General features: G+C 61.9%; 14 protein-coding genes. 9 read left to right on the top strand and 5 right to left on the bottom strand.

The window, feature by feature from the left end; genetic code table 11:
- Positions 1-78: 78 nt before the first annotated feature.
- The 3 genes from ACYSTU_RS14620 to ACYSTU_RS14610 all read right to left on the bottom strand — a co-directional run bounded on the left by ACYSTU_RS14620 (position 79) and on the right by ACYSTU_RS14610 (position 3377).
- Complete coding sequence (locus tag ACYSTU_RS14620; RefSeq protein WP_177421646.1) at positions 79-1089, bottom strand: GlxA family transcriptional regulator; 1011 nt, start codon at positions 1087-1089, stop codon at positions 79-81.
- Positions 1090-1204: 115 nt separating this feature from the next.
- Positions 1205-2365: a radical SAM protein gene (locus tag ACYSTU_RS14615; RefSeq protein WP_130886945.1), complete on the bottom strand. Its 1161-nt coding sequence runs from the start codon at positions 2363-2365 to the stop codon at positions 1205-1207.
- Positions 2366-2483: 118 nt separating this feature from the next.
- The gene (locus ACYSTU_RS14610; protein WP_264365362.1) at positions 2484-3377 is read right to left on the bottom strand and encodes a LysR family transcriptional regulator; all 894 of its coding nucleotides are present in this window, start codon (positions 3375-3377) and stop codon (positions 2484-2486) included.
- Positions 3378-3492: 115 nt separating this feature from the next.
- Here ACYSTU_RS14610 and ACYSTU_RS14605 point away from each other — a divergent pair, with 115 nt between their 5' ends.
- From ACYSTU_RS14605 to ACYSTU_RS14565, 9 genes are all read left to right on the top strand, one after another.
- On the top strand, positions 3493-3891 hold the full coding sequence (locus ACYSTU_RS14605) for a RidA family protein (protein ID WP_122698149.1): 399 nt from the start codon (positions 3493-3495) through the stop codon (positions 3889-3891).
- 157 nt (positions 3892-4048) lie between these two features.
- On the top strand, positions 4049-4912 hold the full coding sequence (locus ACYSTU_RS14600) for a putative selenate ABC transporter substrate-binding protein (RefSeq protein WP_498999569.1): 864 nt from the start codon (positions 4049-4051) through the stop codon (positions 4910-4912).
- Entirely contained in the window at positions 4909-5706 is a 798-nt protein-coding gene (locus tag ACYSTU_RS14595) for a phosphonate ABC transporter ATP-binding protein (RefSeq protein WP_498999566.1), read from the top strand. Before ACYSTU_RS14600 ends, ACYSTU_RS14595 begins: the two co-directional genes overlap by 4 nt.
- Positions 5700-6527 (top strand): PhnE/PtxC family ABC transporter permease, encoded by an 828-nt coding sequence (locus tag ACYSTU_RS14590; RefSeq protein WP_024013147.1) that lies wholly within the window; start codon positions 5700-5702, stop codon positions 6525-6527. Before ACYSTU_RS14595 ends, ACYSTU_RS14590 begins: the two co-directional genes overlap by 7 nt.
- Positions 6524-7291 carry a phosphonate ABC transporter, permease protein PhnE gene (gene phnE, locus ACYSTU_RS14585; RefSeq protein WP_206422065.1) on the top strand — a complete coding sequence of 256 codons (768 nt, stop codon included), beginning with the start codon at positions 6524-6526 and terminating at the stop codon, positions 7289-7291. The genes ACYSTU_RS14590 and phnE overlap by 4 nt, the downstream gene beginning before the upstream one ends.
- A gap of 178 nt (positions 7292-7469) precedes the next feature.
- Entirely contained in the window at positions 7470-9149 is a 1680-nt protein-coding gene (locus ACYSTU_RS14580) for an MFS transporter (RefSeq protein ID WP_038861763.1), read from the top strand.
- 107 nt (positions 9150-9256) lie between these two features.
- On the top strand, positions 9257-9475 hold the full coding sequence (locus tag ACYSTU_RS14575; RefSeq protein WP_425643709.1) for a hypothetical protein: 219 nt from the start codon (positions 9257-9259) through the stop codon (positions 9473-9475).
- A 230-nt stretch (positions 9476-9705) separates the two neighbouring features.
- On the top strand, positions 9706-9900 hold the full coding sequence (gene relB / locus ACYSTU_RS14570) for a type II toxin-antitoxin system RelB family antitoxin (protein WP_016774959.1): 195 nt from the start codon (positions 9706-9708) through the stop codon (positions 9898-9900).
- Positions 9863-10174 carry a type II toxin-antitoxin system RelE/ParE family toxin gene (locus tag ACYSTU_RS14565; protein ID WP_130886950.1) on the top strand — a complete coding sequence of 104 codons (312 nt, stop codon included), beginning with the start codon at positions 9863-9865 and terminating at the stop codon, positions 10172-10174. Before relB ends, ACYSTU_RS14565 begins: the two co-directional genes overlap by 38 nt.
- Before the next feature lie 46 nt (positions 10175-10220).
- On the opposite strand, the gene ACYSTU_RS14560 is transcribed toward ACYSTU_RS14565, so the two are convergent.
- A complete protein-coding gene (locus tag ACYSTU_RS14560) occupies positions 10221-22706 on the bottom strand; it encodes a filamentous hemagglutinin family protein (protein WP_498999558.1) in 12486 nt (4161 codons plus the stop codon).
- Between the two features lie 174 nt (positions 22707-22880).
- On the bottom strand, positions 22881-23984 hold the full coding sequence (locus ACYSTU_RS14555; protein WP_110645440.1) for a substrate-binding domain-containing protein: 1104 nt from the start codon (positions 23982-23984) through the stop codon (positions 22881-22883).
- Positions 23985-24334 lie beyond the last annotated feature (350 nt).

The raw sequence follows: 24334 nt of genomic DNA, 5'->3' as shown, positions 1-24334 counted from the left end.
CGCAAGATACCTCGGTCGGCTCCCTCTCCCTCTGGGAGAGGGCTGGGGTGAGGGTTTTTGGGGATTGCACCGGTCGATCTATTTAACCAGCCGTTTTTCCTTCGAAGGCCGATAACCGAAGTACGAGCTGTAGCACTTGCTGAAATGGCTCGGTGAGACAAAACCGCAAGCCACCAATACTTCCACCTGCGACAGCTCGGTATGTTGCAGCAGGCGGCGGGCTTCGGTGATGCGCAGCTCCAGATAGTAGCGCTGCGGCGTGGTGCCCAGTTGTTCCTTGAACAAGCGCTCGAGCTGGCGCCGTGAGCGGCCGGCGTAGACCGCCAGTTGTTCCAGCTCAAGCGGCTCTTCGAGGTTGGCATCCATCAGCTTGATCACTTCCCGCAACGGCGCGCTGACGCAGATGTTTTCATCCGGTTTGATCCGCCTGTAGCGCGATTCCTCGAACGCCAGAATGTCCTCGACACCCTCGACCAGCGCCTTGCCGTGCAGGCTTTTGATCCAGTCCAGCGCCATGTGGAAAGCCCCCGACGGGCTCGACGCGGTGAGCCGGTCGCGGTCGATCACAAAGGGTTCGCTACTGACGTGGGTGCTCTTGGCGATTTCGGTCAGTGCCGGGCGATGTTCCGGGTGAATCGCGCAACGGTAGCCGTCGAGCAACCCGGCGCGGCCGAGAAACCAAGAACCGTTCCACAACCCGGCCAGACTGACGCCCCGCTCCGCCGCCAGTTTGAGCAAATGCACAAACCCATCGCTCGCTCGCAACTCGGTGCGATAACCGCCGCAGACCACCAGCAGATCCAATTCCTCGAGCGCTGCTGAGTCCAAGCGCGCATCGGGGCGGATCACCAACCCCAGGTCGCTGATGACCTCGCCCTCACCCAGACCGAAGGTGCGCGAGGTAAACAGCCCCGGGCGCAACAGATTAGTGGTCACCACGGCGTCCAGCGTCTGCGTAAAGGCCGGTAGCGAAAAGTGTTCGAGCAGCAGAAAACCGGTGCGCGTCAACTGCGCGTTATCGCTTTGCTCATTCAGATAGCGGAGGTTTTTCCCCTTCATGCCTCCGCTGAATTGGCGTCGTTCGGTCAAGTTTCAATCCATCGGTCACATTGTTGTGCGCCGATAGTTGGCCGGAACCGGTAAAGAGTCAATCACGTCATCGGGCCACACCACCAAACAACCCATGGCCGTCGCCCCGGATCTGTCAAACGACCGTGTTCAACCCCGCCCCGAGCCGCCCTTCGAGGCGCCCAAACAGGACGTAGTGTTGATAGCCACTGGAGAAGGCGCCTGTGGCGATTGCCGTCTTTACGTCGGCGTTGAGTCGCAGATATTGAGCCTCATCGAAATGCTCGGCGCTGACTTCACCTGTACGGCCCAGAAGTTCGCTATCAATCGGCTGTTCGAGAATCGTGCGTCGTTGAAAGTCGATGATGCGATTGACCGCGTGACTTTCCAGCGGCCCCTTGTTGGGCGATGCGGAGTAGATGTGCAGACCGTTCTTCGCGCAGCGGTTGCACAAGTCCACGCAGTTCTTTTGCGTGGATTTGCGACTCATCAATTCCTGCACCGGCATGTCCAGATACTTGCCGACGCTGTATTCAGACTGATTGAAAATCGTGCAGCACAGCACGGTATTGCCATTGCAATCGAGTACCAGCCAATCATCTTTCAGAGTGCACGCCTGTTTGGGGTATTGCTTGACCAGATTGACCAGGTCTGCATACGGTGGCAACGCCAGGCGCTTGAGGGTTTCCCGGTCCGTGTCGGTGACCGAGGCATCGTCTTCGACGATGGCGAAGGTTTTTTCCAGCGGCATCATCACCGAGTAGCCGGTGGAGAAATTGAAACCCAGGCGCTCGCTGAACTCGCGCATCAGCCCCTCTTCTTCGAGGTTATCCAGATAGCGGTGGTAATAGACCTCGATAAGGGTATTCAGGCCGTGACGCTGCTTGAGGTCATGCAGCTTGATCATGTTCTGCTTGACCACTTCGATGTCGCCGCCGACATGGCCTTGGCGGTAGGTGTCCTGGTGGAACCCGGACAGGGAGACACGGAAGAACCAGGGATTGGCGAGCATCGCGCTTTCAATGTTCTTGGCCAGGTTCAAGTTGGAGCTGATGCCGCTTTGCAGACCTGCAGCGTTAATGATTTCGACGAACTCACCGATGCGCGGGTGAATCAACGGCTCGGTCCAGTTGTACAAAAAGATCGCCTTGACCCCTTCACGCCGTGCCTTATCGACAATCTGCGTGAACATCTCGAGCTGCATGGCTTTCTTGAAATTGGCATTTTCCGAATTACCCATCGGGCATGACGGGCAGCTCAGATTGCAGGCGCCGACGATATCGATGTACATATTCATTACGCGCATAGCTCCTTGGGTCGAACGTGCACCTCTCATCACGAGCACGTTCGGGTCGCCGGGTTGGTTGTTTTTCTGACGACCCGCCTTCACGTAAAGCAATAAGCGCACCAGAGCACTACGCCATTAACGCCACAATCCAGTCGATAAACACCCGCAATTTCAAGCTGACATGCCGGTTCGGCGGATACGCGACGTAAAGCGGCATGCTTTCCAGGCGCCAGCCCTCAAACAACGGCACGAGCTCTCCGCGCGCGACATGCGCATCGGCCATATACGTCGGCAACCACAGCACCCCCATGCCCGCCAGCCCCGCCGCCAGATAAGCATTGCCGTCATCCACCGCAAGCACATGCCGGCCCTTGATCTGCAGGCGCTCGGTGCCATTGTGCAACGTGTACGGAAGAGGTTTACCAGTGCGAGCCCAGAGGAAAGCGACGACGCGGTGATGGGAGTCTTGCAGTTCCAGTGGGTGCTCAGGCGTCCCTTCGCGATCCAGATAAGCCGGCGCGGCGAAAACACCCAAGGGCAGATCTGCTAGCTTGCGCGCCATCAACGATTGATCGAGCAGCTCGCCGCCGCGCACCACGCAATCGACGTTCTCATCGATGATGTCGACGATGCGGTCGCTGACGCCCATGTCGATCTGGATGTCCGGGTAGCGCGCGTGAAAATCCGGCAAGGCTGGCACCAGAATATGCCGCGCGAAGGGGCTCGGCACGTCGATGCGCAAGCGCCCGCGTGGCCGTGCGGCGGCACCGGGCAGGCTGGTTTCGGCGTCGTCCATGTCGGCCAACAGCTTGATCACCCGCTCGTAATACGCCGCACCGTCGGCGGTAACGTTGACTTTGCGTGTGGTGCGGTTGAGCAACTTGACCCGCAACCGCGCCTCCAATTGCTGCACCAGTTGCGTCACCGTGGTCTTGCTCATGTGCAGGGTTTCGGCAGCCTTGGTGAAACTGCCCGCCTCGACCACCCGGGCAAAGGCCTGCATCGCATCGAACCGGTCCATCCGCGCCCCTCGATTGTTTGGGATTTGCAAACAGTGAACGCCAAGCTTGCGCGTTTATCCGCGCACTGCAAATACCTAAAGTCGTTCCCATCAACCCCCTGATGGAGTCAGCCCCATGTCCAAGCGCGATGTAGTTTTCCCACCCGCCCGTCACGCCCTGTATGAGCGTCACCGCTACTCGCCGGCGATTCGCTCAAACGGTTTCCTGTTTGTCTCGGGACAAGTCGGCAGCCGTGAGGATGGCTCGCCCGAGGCGGATCTGCGCGATCAGGTGCGCACCGCCTTCCACAACCTCAACGCGATCCTCGCTGCGGCCGGTTGCAGCTTCGATGATGCGGTGGATGTCACCGTGTTCATGGTCGATCCGCACTCGACGTTCGAAACGATCTGGACTGTGGTACCGGAGTTCTGGGGCGAAGCGCCGTTTCCGACCATCACCGCTGTCGGCGTGACCTGGCTGGCGGGTTTCGATTTTGAAATCAAGGTGATTGCCAGACTGCCCGAAGCGGCTTGACCGGAACGGCACACAAACAGACACAACGCGCCGGCACGGAGGCTGGCCAATCTCCTCGCGAATGCGTATAACCTCGCCGTTTCGTCTACCCTGACGTGGCGCGCCGTTGACTACCGGTGGCCCTTCGAATGTTGACGCTTACGAAACGGAGAATTCTATGTTCAAGCGTACCCTCGCCCTCACTGCCGGTCTGGCGCTGTCCTTTTCTGCCCTGATGACGCAAGCCGCTGATGTGTTGCGCGTCAGCGCGATTCCCGACGAAGCCCCGACCGAGCTGCTGCGCAAGTTCGAACCGCTGGGTGCCTATCTTGAGCAGCAGTTGGGCATGAAGGTGCAGTTTGTCCCCGTCGCCGACTACCCGGCCGTGGTTGAAGCGCTGGCCACCGATCGCCTCGACATGGCCTGGCTCGGCGGTTTCACTTTTGTGCAGGCACGTTTGAAGACCGACGCCACCACCCCAGTGATCCCGCTGGTGCAGCGCGAGCAGGACGCGCAGTTCACCAGCAAATTCATCACCGCCGACCCGAACGTGAAAAGCCTCGCCGACCTCAAGGGCAAGACTTTCGCCTTCGGTTCGGTGTCGTCTACTTCGGGCAGCCTGATGCCGCGTTACTTCATGCTGAAAAACGACGGCATCAAGCCTGAAGGCTATTTCAGCCGCGTCGCCTACTCCGGCGCGCATGACGCCACCGTTGCCTGGGTGCAGGCCGGCAAGGTCGACGCTGGTGTATTGAACGCCAGCGTCTGGCAGAAGCTGGTCGACGCCGGCAAGGTCGACACCAACAAGGTCAAGGTCTTTGCCACCACGCCGACCTACTTCGATTACAACTGGACCGTGCGCGGCACCCTTGATCCGAAGCTGGCCGCGAAAATCAAGAAAGCCTTCCTCGACCTCGACCCGACCAATCCTGAGCAGAAAAAGATCCTCGATCTGCAGGCCGCCAGCCGTTTCATCGAGACCAAGCCCGAGAACTACAAGGGCATCGAGGAAGCCGCCCGCGCTGCCGAACTGCTGAAATGACCCTACGCCTCACCCAAGGCAGCCTGCGCCATGCCAATGGCGTCGATGCCCTTCGTAACATCGACGTGCAGATTGGCGCTGGCGAACAGGTAGCGATCATCGGTCCGTCCGGCGCGGGCAAGTCGAGCCTGCTCAATCTGCTGGCCACCGCGCTCAAGCCCAGCAATGGCGAGATCGAAGTGCTCGGCGAACGCGCCTGGCACTTGTCGGCGCACCAGCGGCAGCGCCTGCGTGCGCGCATCGGCCTGGTGCATCAGGCGCCGCCGATTCCGCCGCGTCAGCGGGTGATTACGGCGGTGCTGGCCGGCAAGCTCGGTCAGTGGAGTCTGGGCAAAAGTCTGCTGAACCTGCTGCATCCACTGGATGTGGCGGGCGCTCGCGCGGCGTTGGCGCGACTGGATCTGGGCGACAAACTGTTCGCCCATTGCCAGCAGTTGTCCGGCGGGCAATTGCAGCGCGTCGGCATTGCGCGGGTGCTGTATCAGGCGCCGGAAATATTGCTTGCCGACGAACCTGTATCGGCCATGGATCCGGTGCTTGCCGGCCATACGCTGTCGATCCTTTCGCGTCACGCCCGCGAGCACAACGTCACACTGGTGGCGAGCCTGCACGCGGTAGATCTGGCCTTGGCGCACTTCCCACGGATCATTGGCTTGCGCGACGGGCAGATTCTTTTTGATTGCCCATCCGATCAAGTCAGCCGCGACAAGCTCGATGCGCTGTACGCCAATGAACAACTGCAATCGCCAGCGCCAGCGGTCGCACCTTTGATTGTGCAGATTCCGCGATGCTGAAGGCCGATTCACGGGACCCGGCGGCGTGGCCGCGATTGTTGCTGACATTGCTGGCGCTGGCCCTGCTGTGGCCGGGCATTCAGCTCAGCGAACTGGACCTGGGCGTGTTGTTTCAGGCCGACAGCCAGAACGAAATGGGCCGTTTCGTTTCGGCATTCTGGCCACCGGCGCACGATCAGGCGTTTCTGCAACTGCTGCTCAAAGCCACCCTGCAAACCCTGGCGATTGCCACAGCGGGCATGGCCCTGGCGCTGCTGCTGGCGGTACCGGCAAGTCTGATCGCCAGTCGCGCGTTGTCGCTCTCAGCGGCGTCCCGAGGCGGCGTGCCGAGCCTGCCCGGGCGCTTGCTGCGCTGGCCGGTACGCGGATTGCTGATCTTTTTGCGCAGCGTGCCAGAGATCGTCTGGGCGCTGTTGTTTGTGCGCGCGGTCGGCCTCGGGCCGGCGGCGGGCGTGCTGGCCATCGCCATCACCTACAGCGGCATGCTCGGCAAGGTCTACGCAGAAATTTTCGAATCCACCGACCAACGCCCGGCGCACGCACTGTTGCAGGCCGGCAGCGGTCGACTGGCGGCGTTTGCCTACGGCACGCTGCCGAATGTCGCCGCCGAATTGCTCTCCTACACGGTGTATCGCTGGGAGTGCGCGATTCGTGCCTCGGTGGTGATGGGCTTTGTCGGAGCCGGTGGCCTGGGGCAACAGATCGACCTGTCGATCCGCATGTTCGCCGGCGGTGAAGTCGCCAGCATGTTGCTGACGTTCCTGCTGCTGGTGCTGTGCGCCGATCAACTCAGCCGCTTGCTGCGCTGGAGGCTGACATGAGGCGCCTGATCAACCTGCTGCTGCTCGCCGCCATTGCGGTCGCGGTGGTCGCCTCTTTTGCCTATCTGGAACTGGATCTTGCCGAACTCGGCAGCGCCAATAGCCTCAAGCAGATGGGCAGTTATGTGCAGCGTTTTCTCAGTCCCGATTTGAGCGCCGGGTATCTGAAAGCCATCGCCCACGGTTCGCTGGAAACTCTCGCTATGTCGGCCCTCGGCACCCTGCTTGCGGCACTGTTCGGCATCGTTCTCGCGCTGCCCGCTGCCGGGCGTTTCGGCTGGCCGCTGCAAAGTGCGGCGCGTCTGCTGCTCAACGGCTTGCGGGCGATTCCGGAGCTGGTCTGGGCGGCGCTGATGGTGCTCGCCGCCGGACTCGGACCGAACGCCGGCACCCTCGCCCTCGCTCTGCACACCACCGGGGTACTCGGTCGGCTGTTCGCCGAAGCGCTGGAAAACACCCCGGCGCAACCCGCCGAAGCGATTCGCTTGCAGGGCGGCAATCCGCTTCTCGCGTTCTGCTACGGCACCCTGCCGAACCTCGCCCCGCAACTGCTCGCCTACTGCCTGTATCGCTGGGAAAACAACATCCGCATGGCCAGCGTGCTCGGTTTCGTCGGCGCCGGCGGCCTGGGCCAGATGCTGTATGTCAGCCTGAGCCTGTTCCAGGAAGCCCAGGCCAGTACGGTGATTCTGGCGATGCTGTTGCTGGTGTTTCTGGTCGATTGGTTGAGCGCCTGGAGCCGGCAGCGTTGGGTCAAAGCGTAGGCCGAGTGGATATCTGGCAAAAGCTGATTATGCTTCAGGAAACCTTGCAGCCCTGCGAGGCGGTCAGACTGTGCAAGCTTCACGCGACAGCGATGGCGACAGATGCCAACGGGCCAGAGTGCGACAGGCAGTAACGGGGGACTCCGGCCTACAACAATAAGCACGACGGAGAACACCCATGGCCACAATCGACACAGCATCCACCGGCACGCCACCGCGCAGCGGCGGCATCACCAAGGAGGAGCGCAAGGTCATCTTCGCCTCCTCGCTGGGCACGGTTTTCGAGTGGTACGACTTTTACCTCTACGGCTCACTGGCGGCGATCATCGCCAAGCACTTCTTCGCCGGCGTCAACGAAACCACCGCGTTCATCTTTGCCCTGCTGGCGTTTGCCGCCGGGTTTGCGGTGCGGCCGTTCGGCGCCATCGTCTTCGGGCGTCTGGGTGACATGATCGGGCGCAAACACACGTTTCTGATCACCATCGTGATCATGGGCGTGTCCACGGCAATCGTCGGTTTGCTGCCCGGCTACGCGACCATCGGCGTCGCCGCCCCGGTGATTCTGATCACCCTGCGTCTGCTCCAAGGTCTGGCTCTGGGTGGTGAATACGGCGGCGCGGCAACCTACGTCGCCGAGCACGCGCCACGCAACCGGCGTGGCTTTTTCACTTCGTGGATTCAAACCACCGCCACCCTCGGTCTGTTCATGTCGTTGCTGGTGATTCTCGCCTGTCGCACGGCGCTGGGTAACGAGGCGTTCGAAGCGTGGGGCTGGCGGATTCCGTTTCTGCTGTCGATCATTCTGCTGGCCGTGTCGGTGTACATTCGCCTGCAACTGAGCGAGTCGCCGGTATTTCAGAAAATGAAGGACGAAGGCAAGGCCTCGAAAGCGCCGCTGACTGAATCCTTTGCGCGCTGGGACAATCTCAAAGTGGTGATCATGTCGCTGCTCGGCGGCACCGCCGGGCAAGCAGTGGTCTGGTACACCGGGCAGTTTTATGCGCTGTTCTTCCTCTTGCAAACGTTGAAGATCGACGCGCAGACCGCCAATCTGCTGATCGCCGGATCGCTGCTGATCGGCACACCGTTCTTCGTGATTTTCGGCAGCCTGTCCGATCGCATCGGGCGCAAGCCGATCATCATGGCCGGCTGCATCCTCGCCGCGCTGACCTACTTCCCGATCTTTACTGCGCTAACCCAGTACGGCAATCCGGACGTGTTCGTCGCGCAGGAAAAAAATCCGGTCAAGGTGATCGCCAACCCTGATCAGTGCTCGTTCCAGTTCGATCCGGTGGGCAAGGCCAGATTCACCAGTTCCTGTGACTTGGCGAAAACCCTGCTGGCGAAACGCGCGATCCCGTACGAGAACGTCGCCGCAGAACCGAACACGGTGGCGCAGGTGCGCATCGGTGACCGCGTTGTCGAGAGCTTCGAAGGCAGCGCCCTCACCGCCGCCGACTTCAAGGCCCGCAACGACGCCTTCACCGCCAACCTCGGCGCGGCGTTGAAAGACGCCGGTTATCCGGAAAAAGCCGATCCGGCGAAAATCAATTACCCGATGATGCTGCTCCTGCTCACCGTGCTGGTGATCTACGTGACCATGGTTTATGGCCCGATCGCCGCGTGGCTGGTCGAACTGTTCCCGACGCGCATCCGCTACACCTCGATGTCGCTGCCCTACCACATCGGCAACGGCTGGTTCGGCGGCTTCCTGCCGACCGTGGCGTTCGCCATGGTCGCCGCCACCGGTGACATCTACTACGGGCTCTGGTACCCGATTGTCATTGCTGTGGCGACGGCGATACTCGGCACGTTCTTCCTGCCGGAAACCAAGGATCGCGACATTCTGAAAGACTGAAAAAGCCGCAGCGCCCTCTCCTGCGGGAGAGGGCACAGCCGCTGAAAAATTTCGAACGTCTGCCGCCGCGCTGTCTCCAATGTGTACACCCACAGGAGGCCAGCGCCATGAACCCCAACGACGACAAAACCCCCAACGCCCCACCCACCGATGCCAGCGGCAAACCGGTGAACGTGGTCGAGCGCGATCTGCAGGACCGCGACGGCAAAACCGAAGGCGTGGACAAAATCATCACGCCGTCTTCCACTCGGGTCAAAGAGCAGGAAGCTGAAGAGCTACAGCGCAAAGTCGATGAGGTCGAGCGTAAGGTTGCAGACGGTAACTGAGTGCAGCGTGGCTGTGGCCGCGGCTTTGAGCGGCGGCTGTCAGCCCGATGACCAAAAGCTGATTTCCTACAGAATTGAACTACACAGCTGATCGACTGCACGTGCATCACAAGCGAAGCGTCTGACAGATTTGCATCGTCTGTTTGCGGATGATGTCTCCCTCGTCCCGCCAGTGACGACAACGAGCCACATCCCCCTTAGACTGCTTCACATTGATCATGGAGGTCATGATGAGCGCTGAACTTTCACTTATCGTTTCAGACTTCGAAACCGAAGAAGAGGCTGCGGAATACGACCTTTGGTTTCGTGCGCAGGTTCAGGAAGCACTTGATGATCCGCACCCTGGCATTCCCCATGCCGAAGCAATGGTGTTGCTCGATCAGATGAATGAAGAAAACCGCAGGAAGCGCCGCGCTGCGGGTTAAATGGAGCTACAAGGCTATTCGTCAACTGGCTGACATCATTGATTACATCGATCAGCACAACTCCGTTGCTTCGGTTTCCTTTCAACGTAAAGCCGTTGCCGCAGCGCAGAAACTTTCTTCTATACCCCATGGCTACCGATCCGGTCGGGTGTCTGGCACTCGCGAAATGGTGATTCATCCGAACTATCTGCTGGTTTATCGGGTGAATGGGGAGATCGACATACTCAGGGTGCTTCACGCTCGACAAAAATATCCCCTAACCCCTTCACTCTAAACAAAGGCGGCCAACCGGCCGCCCAAACGTACTGCACGAGAGTCCTTTACAACGTCAGCTGCCCACGCTCCTCCTCGGTCAGCTGCTGCTTCGCCTGTTCATCCAATGCCCCGGCGCCGAGCACCTGCACCGGGCTGTCCGGGTTGTAACCGGTCGCCGGCGTGCGACTGGCACCATCGCGCGACGGTGCCAGTTGCTCATTGCCGAAACTGAGCACCTGCACGGTGAACACCGAGGCCTGGTTCTGCCGCGCCGCTGCCTGTTGCTGCCGGGCGACGTCTTCCGCCGCTTGCGTAGCGGAGGATGCCGCCGAACTGGCCGAGGTGATCGCGCCGGTATTCACCGCTGACACCACCGGCACGCCGGTTGCCTTGCCCTGCACCGAAATGTTCGCGGCGTTGACCACCGTCAGCGCGGCGATGTTGACGTTGCCTGACACGCGAATCCCCGCCTCGCCGGCATCGATGGTGCCCAGTGGCGCGATCAGGTCGATGTTGCCCGGTGCCACTTCGGCGATCGGGTTGAGCGTGGCGATACCGGCGCCGGTACTCGGCACCGACGGCGACAGCGTGACGTTGCCCCAAGTGTCGTAGACACGTTTTGGCGGCGTGTAGACCACGGTGGTTTTCGAGCCGCGACCGGCGTTGATATCGCCCTCGGCGGACCAGCCGAGAATCGAGCCGCCGAAGGTGGTCATGATCCGGCTCTGGCCGAGCAGAATGCTGCCTTGCGAATACAGCTGAATGTCGCCCGAACCCTGAGTGATGATCCCCGCCGTCGACGGCGGCGCCGCGCCTTCGATGCCGAACACCTGGCCACCGCCCGGTGTGAGCATCTGGATATCGCCGCCAAACAGCGTCTTGACCCCGGCGCCACCGTACATCGTGATATCGCCGTCGTAACGGATCGGATTGCCGGCGACATCAGTGGTCGGGAACAGTGCCGCAATGGCGTTGCGACCGCGCAGGTAACTGCCAGTGCGCGGGCCGTCGGCATCGGTGTATTCCAGGCCACCGGCACGCAATTCGGCGAAGTACACCTGGCGGGCGAAGATCGCCTGTTCGGTACTCGGCAGTGCGGCGAAGAACGCTTGCGCCTGTTCGTCGCTACCCTTGAAGCCATAACCCAGGCTCAGCCAGCTCTGCAGTTCTTCGACGTAGGTCTTGACCACTTTGCCCGGCTGCGCGCTGAGGGCCACCGCTGAATCCGCTACGTTTTGCGGGTTCAGATAACGCGTAATGAACCGTGAGTAATCCGGCCCCTGCGCGCCCGCACCCGCTTGCATCACGATGCTCGCACCGGGGCGCTGATCACCTGCCACGACAGGGCCGAGGCTGGTGATGCTGGCGCGATCTTCCATCAGGATATTGCGCCCGGCATTGACGTCCAGAACACCCGGGCCGGCAATGTCGAAGCTGCTGTAGAGAATGTCTCGCCCGGCCGAAATCCGCGAAATGTCGCGCGCATCGTTATGCACGAACAGATTGCCGGTAGACGCGATCTGTTCGTTATTGCGACTCATGCCCCCAACGGGCGCAAACGTGGGTTGCCCCAAATTGGTACCGGACGCCACGATGTCACGCCCCGCCACCATCCACACCGGGCCTGCCGATTCATACCAGGTGCGCTTCGTGGTCGCGAACGCCAGCGTTTCGCCCGTGCGAATTCCTACCAGGTCACCGGTCAGTGCATAGAAGCGCGCCGGCCCCTGAACATTGCTCAACCCCGAGTAGCTATCGGGACCAAAGGCAAACAGTGGATAGCGCGAATTGGTTTGCGCCAGCACACCATCGCTGCCGGCGTTGGTCGTGATCGGCCGAGCGGACTGGTTGTTGCCGTAGCCATTGAACGCGGGTGCAAACGGTGTGGCGAGCGCCGCCGGGCTGGCCCCTGACTGGTTGATGGCGTAGCCGCCGGCATAGATCGAATCCCCAGCGATCAGTTCAAGCTGCCCCGCGCTGGAAGGTGCCAACAGCAATGACCAGGCCAGAGCCGGCGCCGGGTTGCCTATGCCGTAGGCCGCTGATGGTCCCGCATAAATCGAGCCCTGCCCGGCCACGGCACGCAATATCGAAGGAAAGACGAAGCGGTCATCGGTCGGTGACCCGTTAAGCCCGGCGACGGGGTCCTGCCCGGTGGTTTCCATCAACTGGGTGCTGGGCGTCAGGTTGCCGCCGGCCGAGAACAAATCGATGGCCGTGTGATCGGTCCACAGCGAGAAACCACTCAAACCGCCACCGGCATGGTAAATGCCATCCGCCGTGGTAAACGGTGTGGAGTTCTGCAACCTCACGCGGCCCGGATCGGCGGCGCCACCCAACACCAGATCGCCGCGGGTGTTGAGGCGCATGCCGGAGTCACCGGGAATCAGCACCAGCCCACCACTGGCATTACTGGCCGTCGAGTTGAACGGGTCGAAGGCGCGCGTTTCCCGTGGGTCATGAAACAGCGCCGAGGCGCCGTACTGCAGATTGATACCGCCCAACGCGGCGCCCGTCAGTTGCGCCGCACCGCGCAGGTTGATGAGCGCGCCCTGCAAGTCGTGTGTCGGCGTGCCGGTACCGGCCAGGCCGGCACGTGCCTGCAGAGACGGATTAAGGACACCGCTCAGACGAATATCCAGGTCTCCGCCACCGGTCAGTTGCAGGTTCCCGTCACTGTCCACGCGGCCCGTACTGCCGACAGCCACGATCAACCCCTGACTGCGAGGGTACGACGCATACCTGTCGTCGCCCATGGCCTTGAGCATGCCAGCATCCCCGCCGGCGCTCAGACTGATGTTGCCGCCGCCCAGCGTACCGAACCCGGTAAAGCCCACCAGATAAGGTCTGGTTTCCTCGCCCAGCGCTGGCAATGGCTGCGCAGCGTAGCTGCCGAAATTGATCCACCAGGCAGTCGGTACATCGTTGTTGCCGGTGCCCTGGCGCCAGAGCCAATTGCCCACCGCCACACTCGGCACCTGCTCCCGCGTACCGTCGCCCGTAGCGACCGAGCGACGGCCAAGCACGTCACCCGACACAGACCCGCCGGCATTGATCGTCAGGTTACCGCCCATCTGCGGATACCAGGCCTGATAGAGGCTGGCACTGCCGCCATCGACCCATTTTTCGTAATCGCTGCCAGCGCTGCCCAATACCGAGCCATCAGCCGACAGCCTTCCGCGGGGCTGGTTATAACGCGCATCGACGTCTGCCGATTGGGTGCCGGCGGTGTAGACGCCGAAAGGTGAGGCCATGCTGAGGTTACCGGCCGCCATCAAATCCAGGTCGCCGGTGCCAGTACGCAAAACGCTGAACATCTGCGTGTGGGCCTGGGCGCTCTTGCTCGGATTGTTTTCAATACACAGTGCCGGGTCGATGGAGCACCAAAACAATTCGTCATCGTTCATCGGTGTGTAATCCGGCATGCCCATCCAGTTGCCAGGCGCCCACACACTGCGCGCCATGGGTGCGCAAGAACCGGGAGCGATATCACAGAGCACAAGGTATTCCTCGGGAACCGGTTCGTACGGTGTAAAGCCATACTCGTTATCCACCGCCCAGACCAGTTTGCCGGCGACCTCGATCATGCTCACACCATAGTGAGTGTCGGCCATCTGCAAGTTGCCAACGCTGGCCTGAGGTTTCACGCTACGGCTGTCGGCCGCGGTCAGATCGGCCCCTGCCACTATGCGCATCGACCACGACGCACTGCCCGCCGGCAGCATGCTGGCGATCGCCCAGTTTCGACCTTGCTGGTTTCCATTGGCAGGACGCAGGTCGAGCAATACCGTGCCATCGGCGAGCTTCACGTTGGTCATGGAGGGGATCAGCGAACCCCGCAACAGCGCCAACGTTCCGTTCAACACAACACCCACCGTTTTATTGTCGGCATCAACCGCACCCGGCAGCGGCACGCCTTTGGGCCAGAGCAGGGCCTGCAGTGCGGTGGCGTTGTTCAAGCGAATACCCGCACCCAAACGACTGCCGGTCGGCAGGGTCACAGCGTTGTCGAGCAACGTACCGGCGGCATACATCAGGTTACCCGCCGCATCATGCACATCGCCGGCCAGCACTGTTCCACCCTGTAACACGTAAGGTGCGGCCAAAGTGCTCTGAACCGGCAACACCGTGCCCGCAGCCAGTGTGGCGGCTTGAATCGGCAGGTCGTAATTCAAGGTGGCGCCAACCGGAAAGAGCGTCCCTTCGGCAAGGCTGACACCACTGCCCGGTACGATCAGGTCACCGCCGAAAGGCTGTATCCCCGGCAACAGTTTCCAGCCAGCGTCGTCCACGGTTTCCGGCGGCGGTGCGAAACCGTCGTTGATGCTGCCGTAGATATCGAGGTTGCCACCGGCACGGATCAACAGGCTGCCCGCTTCCCCGCTGCCATACACCGAGGTCCGTCGAGTGTGCGGGTTGAGGCTGGCGTAACGGTAGCCGGACAAGTCGAGATCGCCCTGCACCACCAGATCGCCGTCAGCGGTTTTGCTGACGATTTCCACCCCCGGGCGCAGATGAAACGCATCGGCATAGGTCGCATTGTTGAGGCCGGCCAGTTTGCGTTGTAGCAGATCACTGTTACCCAGCGCCGCATCGATAAAGCCGCTGCTGTCTGAGTGAATGCGATCCAGGTAGGCTTGATCGATCACTTGATACGGGCGACCGCTGGCCGCCGGATCGGTGCCATCGGCAGCATCACTGTAACTTCGCACGGCATTCAGCCCGATGGAGCGGGCACCTTGAATACTCAACGTACCGCTGGCATCCACCGCAATGTCACCGCCGCCCAGGCGCGGTGCATTCAGCTCCAGCGTCCCACGCAACACGTCATCGCGTTGCCCCGCCTGGTTTCCAGGCACTGCATCGGTGCCGTGACGCAGGTCAATCCGTGCACCAGCGGCCAGCGTCAGCACGCCGTCACCTGAATTGAGTTCAACCATGGCGCGGTTCGGTGCGTCGATGATTTTGCCGTAGCTGTCGACGCGCAGTACGCGGCCATGGGCATCGAGCAGCGCGTTGCCCGTCAGGTTCAAACCGTTTTTGCCGGCAAGGCGAATGCTGCCGACCCGTTCACCACTGGCATCGATCACCCCGTCCACGGTCAGGTTGCCGTTGTCCACCGAGACATTGACTTGGCCCGCTTTGAGTTCGTTACCGATACGCAGACTGCCTTGCTTGAACTGGAAGCTTCGACTGCCCACTACCCCGCCGGCATTCAAGCGCAGGTTAAGGCTGGCAAAGGCCTCGCTCAAATCACCCGCCAGGCGCTGGGCGCGAATGTCCACGCCACCGGCCTTGTACGGCACCCACGTACCGCCCGCGTCGTAATAGCCACTGCTGCTGCCGACAATCTGCCCTTGCAGATCAACCTGTCCAGCGTCAGTGGCCAGGGCCACAACGTTCAATTGCCCGGCCTGATTGTTGACGGCGGACAGATCGATTCGCGAGCCCGCCAACTGACGAATATTGCCGTTGTTGCTCTGCAACGACACGTCGCCGCCCCAGCTGTATTTCTGCACGTCATTGAACGGCAGAACCCGGCCCGCCATGTCCACCTGCGCGCCGCTGCCAAGCAGCAGATCATCCTCGGCATTGACCAGCAGCTTGCCGCTGGCGAGGACGATGCGACTGTCGAGCACAACACTGCGTGCCGTCAGGCTCAGTTGCGCACCGAGGGCATCCGCGGCAGCCGTTGTGGCGCTACCACTCAGAGTCAGGTTGTTGCCCGCCTTGAGTTCACTGACCGAGGCGGCCTCGCCGGTCAGCAATGGCGTGCGCAGATTGAGATTGCCGCCGCTGTAGCTGAACCCCTTGACCGCGTCATAAGCTCCTTGGGATTCGTACACCGCCAGACTGCCCTTGTGGTTGGCGGTGATGCGCTCGCTGGCGTTGAAGTTGACGTTGGCAAACCCCAGGGCCAGTCGGTTATTGCGATCCAGGCCATTGGGCTGCGGGTTCGGGCCATAACCCAATTCGATCCGCTGCGCCTGAATATCCAGCGTGCCGTGCCCGTTGCCGGCGCCGTCCTTGACCACCGTACCCGGGGCCTGAGTCGCCCCGTTCCAGATCAGATTGCGGGTGCGGATCGTCGCGACATCGGTGGCAGCGCCCGAGCCGTAGATGGCCGGGCTACCCAACACCAGATTCTGCAAACGGCTCTCGCCGGTCTGCGGATCAATGGTGTCGAGGGTCACGCTGCCGAAAAAGTTGAACGCATCGCGGGCCACCAGACTCAGGGTTTGCAGGGCGGGGGCGCCAGATTGCGTGTCGCCCTGCAACAGGCGATCCAGCACGTTCTGGTTAAGCGTCAGGCCCGCGGGTGTGCGGCCGCTGGCTGCGGCCAGTGCTTGCGGACTGCCGGCATTGACCACACCGACCGAAAGCCCGAGTTGGCGAGTGCCAAAGCGCACGCTTTCGCCCAGTTCGAAGTCTTTGTCAGTGGCGGCGATGATGCTGCCGTTGGAGTACAGCAACGCCGCAGCGGTGCAATCGGCCGTCGGACAGTTGCCGATACGAATGCTCCCGCCCCCGCCATCGGTGGGCGCAAGCACCGGCGTCCAGCCGTTGGACACCACCAGCAGGCTGGAGCGCCCCGGTTCGTAGACGAAACCGGCTGCGGCATCATACGGAACGTTACCTCGCCCCAAGGTATTGACGCCCGCTCCCGCATCGATGGTGATGCCGCCATTGGCGCTGTTACTGCTCAGCACAACCTCTGGCGCCGAGAGGATCGCGCCCTCGCGCAGACGAATCGCCGAGGTATTGCCGATCACCTTGATCGAGCCGCCCTCCGAACCGTAATACACGGTTGGGGTGCCACCGATGGTCAAACGTCCGGCATTCAAGCTGTTGAGGGTGTCGGCGTACAGCGATACACCGCCGAACCCTGGCGTTCGCGTATGCCCGGCACCGAGAATTTCAAACTCTGCGCCGGTATAACCGCCCTGAACGACCGCCGTACCAATGACCCCGCCGCTGGCAGGTTTGAACAGCACCTGCCCGTTGAAATCCAGGGCTGAGTCGTGCTCGCCGCCACTGACCATGCGCAGGTGCAGCGTGTTGCCGTCCAGCGGTGTGCGGGCGCGCGGCAGACCGCGGCGGGCAGCATCATTGAGCACAAATTGGCTGAACCCGGTTTCGTTGTACTGTGAATAGCGCCGCAGCACATCGGCAGACGTCACGATGACCTGGCTGGGCAAACTGTCGCGGATATCGGTGTTGGCAATCGACAGCTGTCCGGCCGTGGTCCACGAGCCATTGCGCAACTTCAACGCACTGTCCATCGGCCCCGCAATCGCTTGACCATTGATTTCGACCCGGAAGGCGCCCGGTAACAAGGCAAAGGTCGATGGCAACAAGGTGTAGGTGCCGGGTGCCAGTCCGGCAACGCCGATCCCGAGGGTGATCTGCTGGCCGATACGCGGGTCGACCGCGCCGGCCTCAGCCAGCATCGGCGCATAGCGGCTCTGGTCACCGGCCACGATTGCATACACGGGGTTGCTGGCCAGCCCCGGCAAACTGAAGGTGCCATCGGTGGCATTGCGTACCAGCGGATTGAAACGCGCGTCGGTGGAGCCACCTCGTCCGGAGACAAAACCGGCACCGCGCAAATCGCCGCCGCCCGAAAGGTCGATCACCGCCCCGGCCTGCACATTGGTGTATTGCGCATCAAGGATGACCCCGGAGGTCGCTCCGGCAATGCCATTCAACATCACCGACTTACCGTTGTACCGATAGTCGATACCGTCGGTGGTTCCTCCATAGGGCATGACCAGTCCGGCGGCGCTGACTGAAGTCACGCTACCCGGCAGAAGGTGAAGTTCACGGGTTTTGACAATGACGTCATCACCCAGGGATATCAGCCCCAAAGGCGCACGAATGACGCCGCCCTGCTCGATCTGTCCCGCACTGAGTGTCAGGCTGCCGAACACCGAGTAAGGCAAAGCGGTCGGCGCCGCCCCGTGATTGCCGATACGCAACGTATGCTCCGGCACCGATCCGGCCATACTTTGATAGCCCACTCGCACCTCAGCCGAGACGCCGCTGGCCGGGTAGATCTGCGCAGCCCGCATGTGCATGTCACCCGCAGTCCACAGACGGCTGCGCTGCTGTTCATCGGTTGGCGCGAGGAAGCGCAAGTCGCCCTGGCTGTCGAGCGTGACCAGACCAAAGCCACGGCGGCTGACCGCCAGCGCCGGTGCGGCCGATTGCACGAGAGTCCCTTCGGTGCCGAATGAAAGCGAGTTGCCCACGTCCAGCAGGTTCGCGCTGGCGGTGAATTGCGCGCCGGACAACTGCGCTGTCGGATTGCTCATCACCCGCGGACGCACTTTGACTTCCGAGCTGAAATAGGTGCCCAGCCCTGACAGGCGCAGGTAAGGTGCGCTGAGGTTGACCCTGGCGCTGTCACTCGCCGACTCGGCCAATGAAAGGGAACCGGCGAACAGGCTCAGGCCCTGTCCCATGTGCAGGTCGACATCGCCGTCGAACGTCATCAGACCGTTGCTCAGCAGACTCACGCTGTCGAAGCCACCGCTCATAAGCTGATCGGCACTGAAGCGTGTACGCCCGTAGCGTAAAAGTGGCGAAGCCTCTCCCGCTCGCAGCGGCTGCGGCAGTGCCGGCGCAGGCCCTTGGGCAATGATCAGTTCACGTGGCACGCGCACCGCATTGCTCAAGTTCGCGGAACCGTACGCCGGTGTATCCAGAGCGATCTCCAGACGCCCGCCCGCCGCACCCGCACCGCCAGCATTGGCCTGCAGACTGCCCTCGATGAACAGACCATTGTAGGAACTCAGGGTGATCCGTCCGCCATCGGTGGCCACACGAGCGGGGCCTTGCCCACCGCTATCGAGCACGGCTTGCGCACCGGACGCTTCCAGTCGCGCACCGTTGCGGATGATGACGAAAGCATCGGCAGCGGTCGCCGTGACTTTCTTCACATCAATCTCGCCACCGACAATGATCGAGCCACCCTTGCCAACCTGGCCGTAGACGCGGCCCAGCGCATCGACAGCGGTCGCTGCCCGACCGGCGACATCGATCAAGGCATGTTCACCGATCCAGATCGAACGGTTGTGCGGGGTCGGATCGGCCTCTTGCAAGGACGTCGCCACATCAATCGCGCCGAACTGCTGTTGACGGATATCGACAATACCGCCCCAGGCGTTGAGTTCACCATCAAGCGTGATCTGGCCTGCCCCGCGCAAACCGATGCGCTGGCCGGGATCGACACTGATCCGTGAGCCTTCGCCAATCGACAACGGACTGCTGGCGGGATCAATCAAGCCAGCAAGCGTCGCGCCGGCCTGCAATGCGACAGAAGCGCCGGCCCTTTGCGTCAAGACGCCCTTGAGCGGGTCTTCCTGGAATAACGCGGGCGTCCATAGCTCCAGCGCAGCGCGCGGCGACATACCGGACGCAATGGTCGAGGCGGATTCGCCAAATCGATAGACCGGCATCTGCACATCGATCGCGCTTTGCGCGGCGACCTCCAGCCCCTTCAGACCGATGATGTTGTAGGCGCTGAACCCCGTGCGGAACAGCTCCGGCGTCAGGCGCAAGGTCTGTTCTTCGGCCACTTCGCCGGAAGCGCCGATCCGCACCTTGCTGGCCTGCACGGTCAAGGTGCCGCCGCCGTTCACGCCATAGCCCTGCACCTCGCCATCGAGCACCATGCGCGACAGGCCTGGCGCACTGTTGGCGCTGGATTCAAGCGTCACGTCGCCACCCTTGCCGCCACGCGTCTTGCCGTTGGCCAATACCGCACCGCCCGACGAAACATCGACCAGACTGCCACTGGCCAGCAGAATGTCGCCGGTATTGCGGATCGACACTGTCCCGCCATTGAGGTACGCAAGGCCGCCCGCGTCGTCCGGGTTACTCGACAGGTTGCGCCACAGACCGCGCGTCTGCAGCTGCACACCCTGCGCAACCGTCACTCGCGCTTGCTTGCCTGCTGAAACCTGGAGACTGGTGTCATCACGCCGATCGGTGGCGAGCTGGTTCAAAACGTTGCCCAATTGCAGGCTGCCGCCTTGCGCAATCAGATCGGCATTGACCTGCACGTCAGGGCTGAACAGGGTGATGTTGCCACCGTGATCCACCGTCACGCCTTCATTGACTTCAATCGTGTTTTTCGCCGCAATCTTCAGCGCGCCCAGCGCGAAACCATTGAGCAGCCCGGCATCGAGAAACAGTTTGCCTGCGCGTTCTGCCGCGACCGCATCGGTCAGCCCTGCGTTCGCTACGCTGGCATGCGCGCCCCCCACTTGCACCTGATCGAGCAACGGGGCGAGTTGATAGAGCAGGCCGGCACTGGCAGCGACATAAGCAGCATCGTAACTGCCAACCACCAACTGCCCTCGCCGCGCCCGGGCGGTCTGAGTCTGGGCATAGCCGTCCAGACCTGCCCGCGGTGCCTGGATTTGCCGTTCGCCCTGAAACACCTCACCCAACAGCTGGCCTTCCAGCACGGCGTTGCCCGTGGCGATCACCAACTGGCCGGCATCCCGACCAACGGTGTAACCCGCTTCCTGACGACGCGTCGGCGCGATCAGCGGGCTATAGAAATAATCCGTCTGGCCCCAGCGCTCGCTGTGACTTTCGTAACCGTTGTAAAGACCGTTGTAGAGAATATCGCCCGGCGCACGCGACACTTCGTATAACCGCCCGTCCGCACCGCGCAGCCAGCTCTGGCGAATCTCGCCGCCCTGCACATCAAGCGTGCCGCCGGACACATTGATCAGCGAACCTTTTTCGCTGATCACGTCCTTGCCGGAAAACCGCACCTCACCGCCCTGCGCCATCCATTCACCAACGCCATGGCCCTGAGTGCCGAGGTATCCGCCGACCTCCAACAACCCACCGGCGGTGTACCAGCGGTCGGTGGCGTAACCGTTGGTGCCCGCCGGCACGAATACCAGCTCACGGACATCGACCCAGATGTCGTTACTGCTGAGCGCGCCGTTCTCGCGATTGACCGGCGCATCACGCTGCTCGTTGCCCTGGACGTTGATCTTGATGTTGTTGTTTGCCATCGCCACTTTGACGCCGAGGGCGCCGGACACGTCGATCACCGCCCCCTCGCGCAACAGACTGCGTCGCCCGGCGGCAACCGCCACCTGCCCACCGGTGGCAAGGGTGATCGAGCCGCTTTTGAATTCGACGGTGCCGCCGCTGCCGATGTCGATGCGTGACTGATCGCTGCGGATCCGGTTGTTGGCATCGACGCCGGTCAGCGCGGCCTCGCGCTGGCTGTCCAGGGCCGTGAGATCACTGCTGTCGAGCAGAATCGCACTGACGCCATTTTCGCCCAGGGTCACACGGCCTTGGGCATCGCTGGCCGGATTGAGCAGATGCACGGTGCCGCGCGTCGCCACCGAAGTGCTCGCCAGCAGCACACCGTTTTGCACAACGTCGCGGCCGGTCAGGGTGATGTCGCCGGTGGATGCCTGGATCAGGCCGGTGTTGCTGACTTTGCCCGAGCTGTCAGCCTTGAAACCGGGAATGACCTCACTGCCGAAAGTGGTTGAATAACCATTGCCGTCGGTGCCCGAGCCCTTGCGGATATAGAAACGGTCCCCCGCACCCAGCACCGTCTGACCTTTGGCCGTACTGATCGAGCCGTCGTTCTGCACGTCCTGGCCAAGCAGCAAGGTATAGCCGCCGGCGTCGGTGGAGAGCGCAGGTTGGTGCGTTTGTATGGCTGCGCCACGCTCCACCAGGACTTTGCCAGCAGCATCGGTAAAGGTTGGCTGACTGCCGGTGCCGTCGAAATACAAACCCCGATCGCGAAATTGTGCATCGGTCATGTTCGCGGCTGCCGCTACCAGATTTCGCACATTGACCTGGCTGCCACCGCTGAAGACGATGCCGTTGCGGTTGATCAGCATCACCGTGCCGTCCGCGTTGATCTGCCCCTGAATCTGGCTGGCCCGTGCGCTCGGATCGTTGACGCGATTGAGCACCGCCCAGTTGGCCTGCTGGGCAAATTCCACTGTGGTATTGCGGCCGACGTTGAACGTTTCCCAATTGAGAATCGCCTTGTCGGCGGTCTGCTCGATCTTCACCGTGGTCTTGCCGTCGGCCTGGGTCTGTTGCGGGCCTTTGGCGTTCATCCAGCCCTGGCTCAGGCTGTTATCGACCTTCAGGCCGCCCTCGCCCAATCCGTCCGGAACCACTTGCACACTGCCCAATGCGGCGGCACGTCCAGCGGCTTGTGCGGCCTGCTGAGCGGCAATCGCTGCCACGGTGTTATTGAGTGTCTGCAAAGAGCGCTGCAACTGCTGGCTGGCCCGTTGCTGCTGTGCCAGCGGTGGGGTCATCCCCGGCAGACCGCTCCCACCCGGACGCGACGCCGAAGCCTGCTGCGCTGCGCCCTTCGCGGCAAACCAGGTGGAACTGAACGCTGTCGCCGCCTCGGCACTGCCCGCCACCAGACACAAGGCGACGGCTTGCGCCAATGGCTTGAGCAGCCACTGTGCGGGATCGCCCGCGCCACGTTTGATCGGCCGGATACGGTTACTGTGACGGGAGGTGCGAGCAAGCATCACTACAGGTCCTTTTGGGTGGCAGGTCGGATCAGCCCTGCTGTTACGACATAGGCAGTTGGCGAGCCTCACGACCGAACGGATGTCACACAAACTTCATGTTCGAGGAGTAAATCGGCAAAAAAAGACAGCAGCCCGAAGGCTGCTGCCGTTTCATTGCAGTTGAGACAAGGCTTACAAAGGACGACCAATGCCGTTGCAGGCGTTGGCGTTGTTGATGTCCAGGTTATTGCCCGAGGTGTTGGTGATGAAGTTGGCGGTCACAGCGGTTTTCCAGTTGTTGGGAACCGGCGTGAAGCTGTGGGCGACGGTGGCGACGTTGTTGCCCGGGTTGCTGTAGTGGGTGGTCAGGAAGTTGCGCACGGCGGTGGCCACGGCTGCATCTTTGTAGCACTGGCCGAAGATGAAGTTGGTGTAAGCCACAATCGGGTAACCGCTTGCCGGGTTAGGCACGACCGGGGCCCAGCCGGCCGGGTTGGCAGGTGCGCTTGGCACCGGTGCAGTGCTCAGCGCCAGCGTCACGTTAGCGTTGGTTGGCTGGACGCCATTGACGCGGGCAACCACAGCGTTGCTGGTGGCGTTCACGCCGTCCGGACCCACATAGCCGATCGAACCGTCCACGGCGTTCACCGCAGTGGCCACATCAGCGGTGTTGGCTACGCCGACCCAAGTCGATGGCAGCGCGGAACCGGCCGGCAGACGAGCGTTGGTGAAGGTGGAGTTGACGGCGAATTTGGTCGGGCAGATCGAGTTCAGGTGACGGCTGAGGATTTCGGTAGTGCCGCTCGAAGTGCTGCGATAAACCACGCGGATTGCGGTGGTGTCGGCGGTACCCAACAGCGCGCCCCAGGTAGTCTTGGTGCCCGACAACGCGTCGCACAACTGAGCGCTGGTCAGGTTAAGCGCGGTCTGACCGGATTTTTTGTACGGAATGGCAACCGAAGTGGCCACCGATGGCAGCTGGATCAGCGGGCCGTACGAAGCACCGAAGTTGGTGGTGTAGGTGCTGAGTTCCGAAGCGCTGAGGATCGAGTCGCTAGCGGCGAAGTGCACGGTGCCGGTGGTGCTGAATTGGGCAGCGTTGTTGGTCAGGAAAGCGCTTTTGCCAATGCCGCTACCGGTCACGGCGTAGCTGAAGTTGGCGGGCAGGATGCTGTTGGCAGAACCTTTGTACAGCGCGGCAGGCAGCGAGGCGCCACCACCGGTTACGGCCATGGCCTGGGCGGAAGCCAGAGCGGCGACGGTCAGTGAGGCGGCGATCAGAGTGCGCTTGAACATGAAGAATCTCCTTTTCAACTTGGTTTGGAACACAGGTTTCGGAAGGCTTGCATGACACCGGGAGGGTCCACCGCAGTGGAGCCGCAGGGAGAAATTCGCAGCTTCCGGTGACAGATAAAGGAAAAAACCTCGGGAGCTGCGCGGGGATTTTTGCGCGGATTTCTCGGGTGTTTGCGGTGGGTTGCGGCGCGTCTGGATCGGGGGTTTGGCTGAATCGGGCTGGAGCCGTTGGCGGGTGGTTGCAGATGACAGAATGGAGAACCCGAGGATGATGGGATCAGGACTCGGGTGAGGGTCAGGCCCGTGCAAAATATTTGAGTTTTGTGTTGTCGGGACTGGCGCTTCGCGAG

It is taken from the genome of Pseudomonas glycinis (assembly GCF_054871425.1).
Note: the sequence above shows the minus strand (reverse complement) of the source record. Positions and strands in the feature narration are given on the sequence as shown.

What these genes read in the sequence shown, in the direction of transcription:
- ACYSTU_RS14615 (WP_130886945.1), bottom strand. Translation starts at nt 2,365, where the DNA reads ATGAATATGTACATCGATATCGTCGGCGCCTGCAATCTGAGCTGCCCG.
- ACYSTU_RS14610 (WP_264365362.1), bottom strand. Translation starts at nt 3,377, where the DNA reads ATGGACCGGTTCGATGCGATGCAGGCCTTTGCCCGGGTGGTCGAGGCG.
- ACYSTU_RS14605 (WP_122698149.1), top strand. Translation starts at nt 3,493, where the DNA reads ATGTCCAAGCGCGATGTAGTTTTCCCACCCGCCCGTCACGCCCTGTAT.
- ACYSTU_RS14600 (WP_498999569.1), top strand. Translation starts at nt 4,049, where the DNA reads ATGTTCAAGCGTACCCTCGCCCTCACTGCCGGTCTGGCGCTGTCCTTT.
- ACYSTU_RS14595 (WP_498999566.1), top strand. Translation starts at nt 4,909, where the DNA reads ATGACCCTACGCCTCACCCAAGGCAGCCTGCGCCATGCCAATGGCGTC.
- ACYSTU_RS14590 (WP_024013147.1), top strand. Translation starts at nt 5,700, where the DNA reads ATGCTGAAGGCCGATTCACGGGACCCGGCGGCGTGGCCGCGATTGTTG.
- phnE (WP_206422065.1), top strand. Translation starts at nt 6,524, where the DNA reads ATGAGGCGCCTGATCAACCTGCTGCTGCTCGCCGCCATTGCGGTCGCG.
- ACYSTU_RS14580 (WP_038861763.1), top strand. Translation starts at nt 7,470, where the DNA reads ATGGCCACAATCGACACAGCATCCACCGGCACGCCACCGCGCAGCGGC.
- ACYSTU_RS14575 (WP_425643709.1), top strand. Translation starts at nt 9,257, where the DNA reads ATGAACCCCAACGACGACAAAACCCCCAACGCCCCACCCACCGATGCC.
- relB (WP_016774959.1), top strand. Translation starts at nt 9,706, where the DNA reads ATGAGCGCTGAACTTTCACTTATCGTTTCAGACTTCGAAACCGAAGAA.
- ACYSTU_RS14565 (WP_130886950.1), top strand. Translation starts at nt 9,863, where the DNA reads ATGAAGAAAACCGCAGGAAGCGCCGCGCTGCGGGTTAAATGGAGCTAC.
- ACYSTU_RS14560 (WP_498999558.1), bottom strand. Translation starts at nt 22,706, where the DNA reads ATGCTTGCTCGCACCTCCCGTCACAGTAACCGTATCCGGCCGATCAAA.
- ACYSTU_RS14555 (WP_110645440.1), bottom strand. Translation starts at nt 23,984, where the DNA reads ATGTTCAAGCGCACTCTGATCGCCGCCTCACTGACCGTCGCCGCTCTG.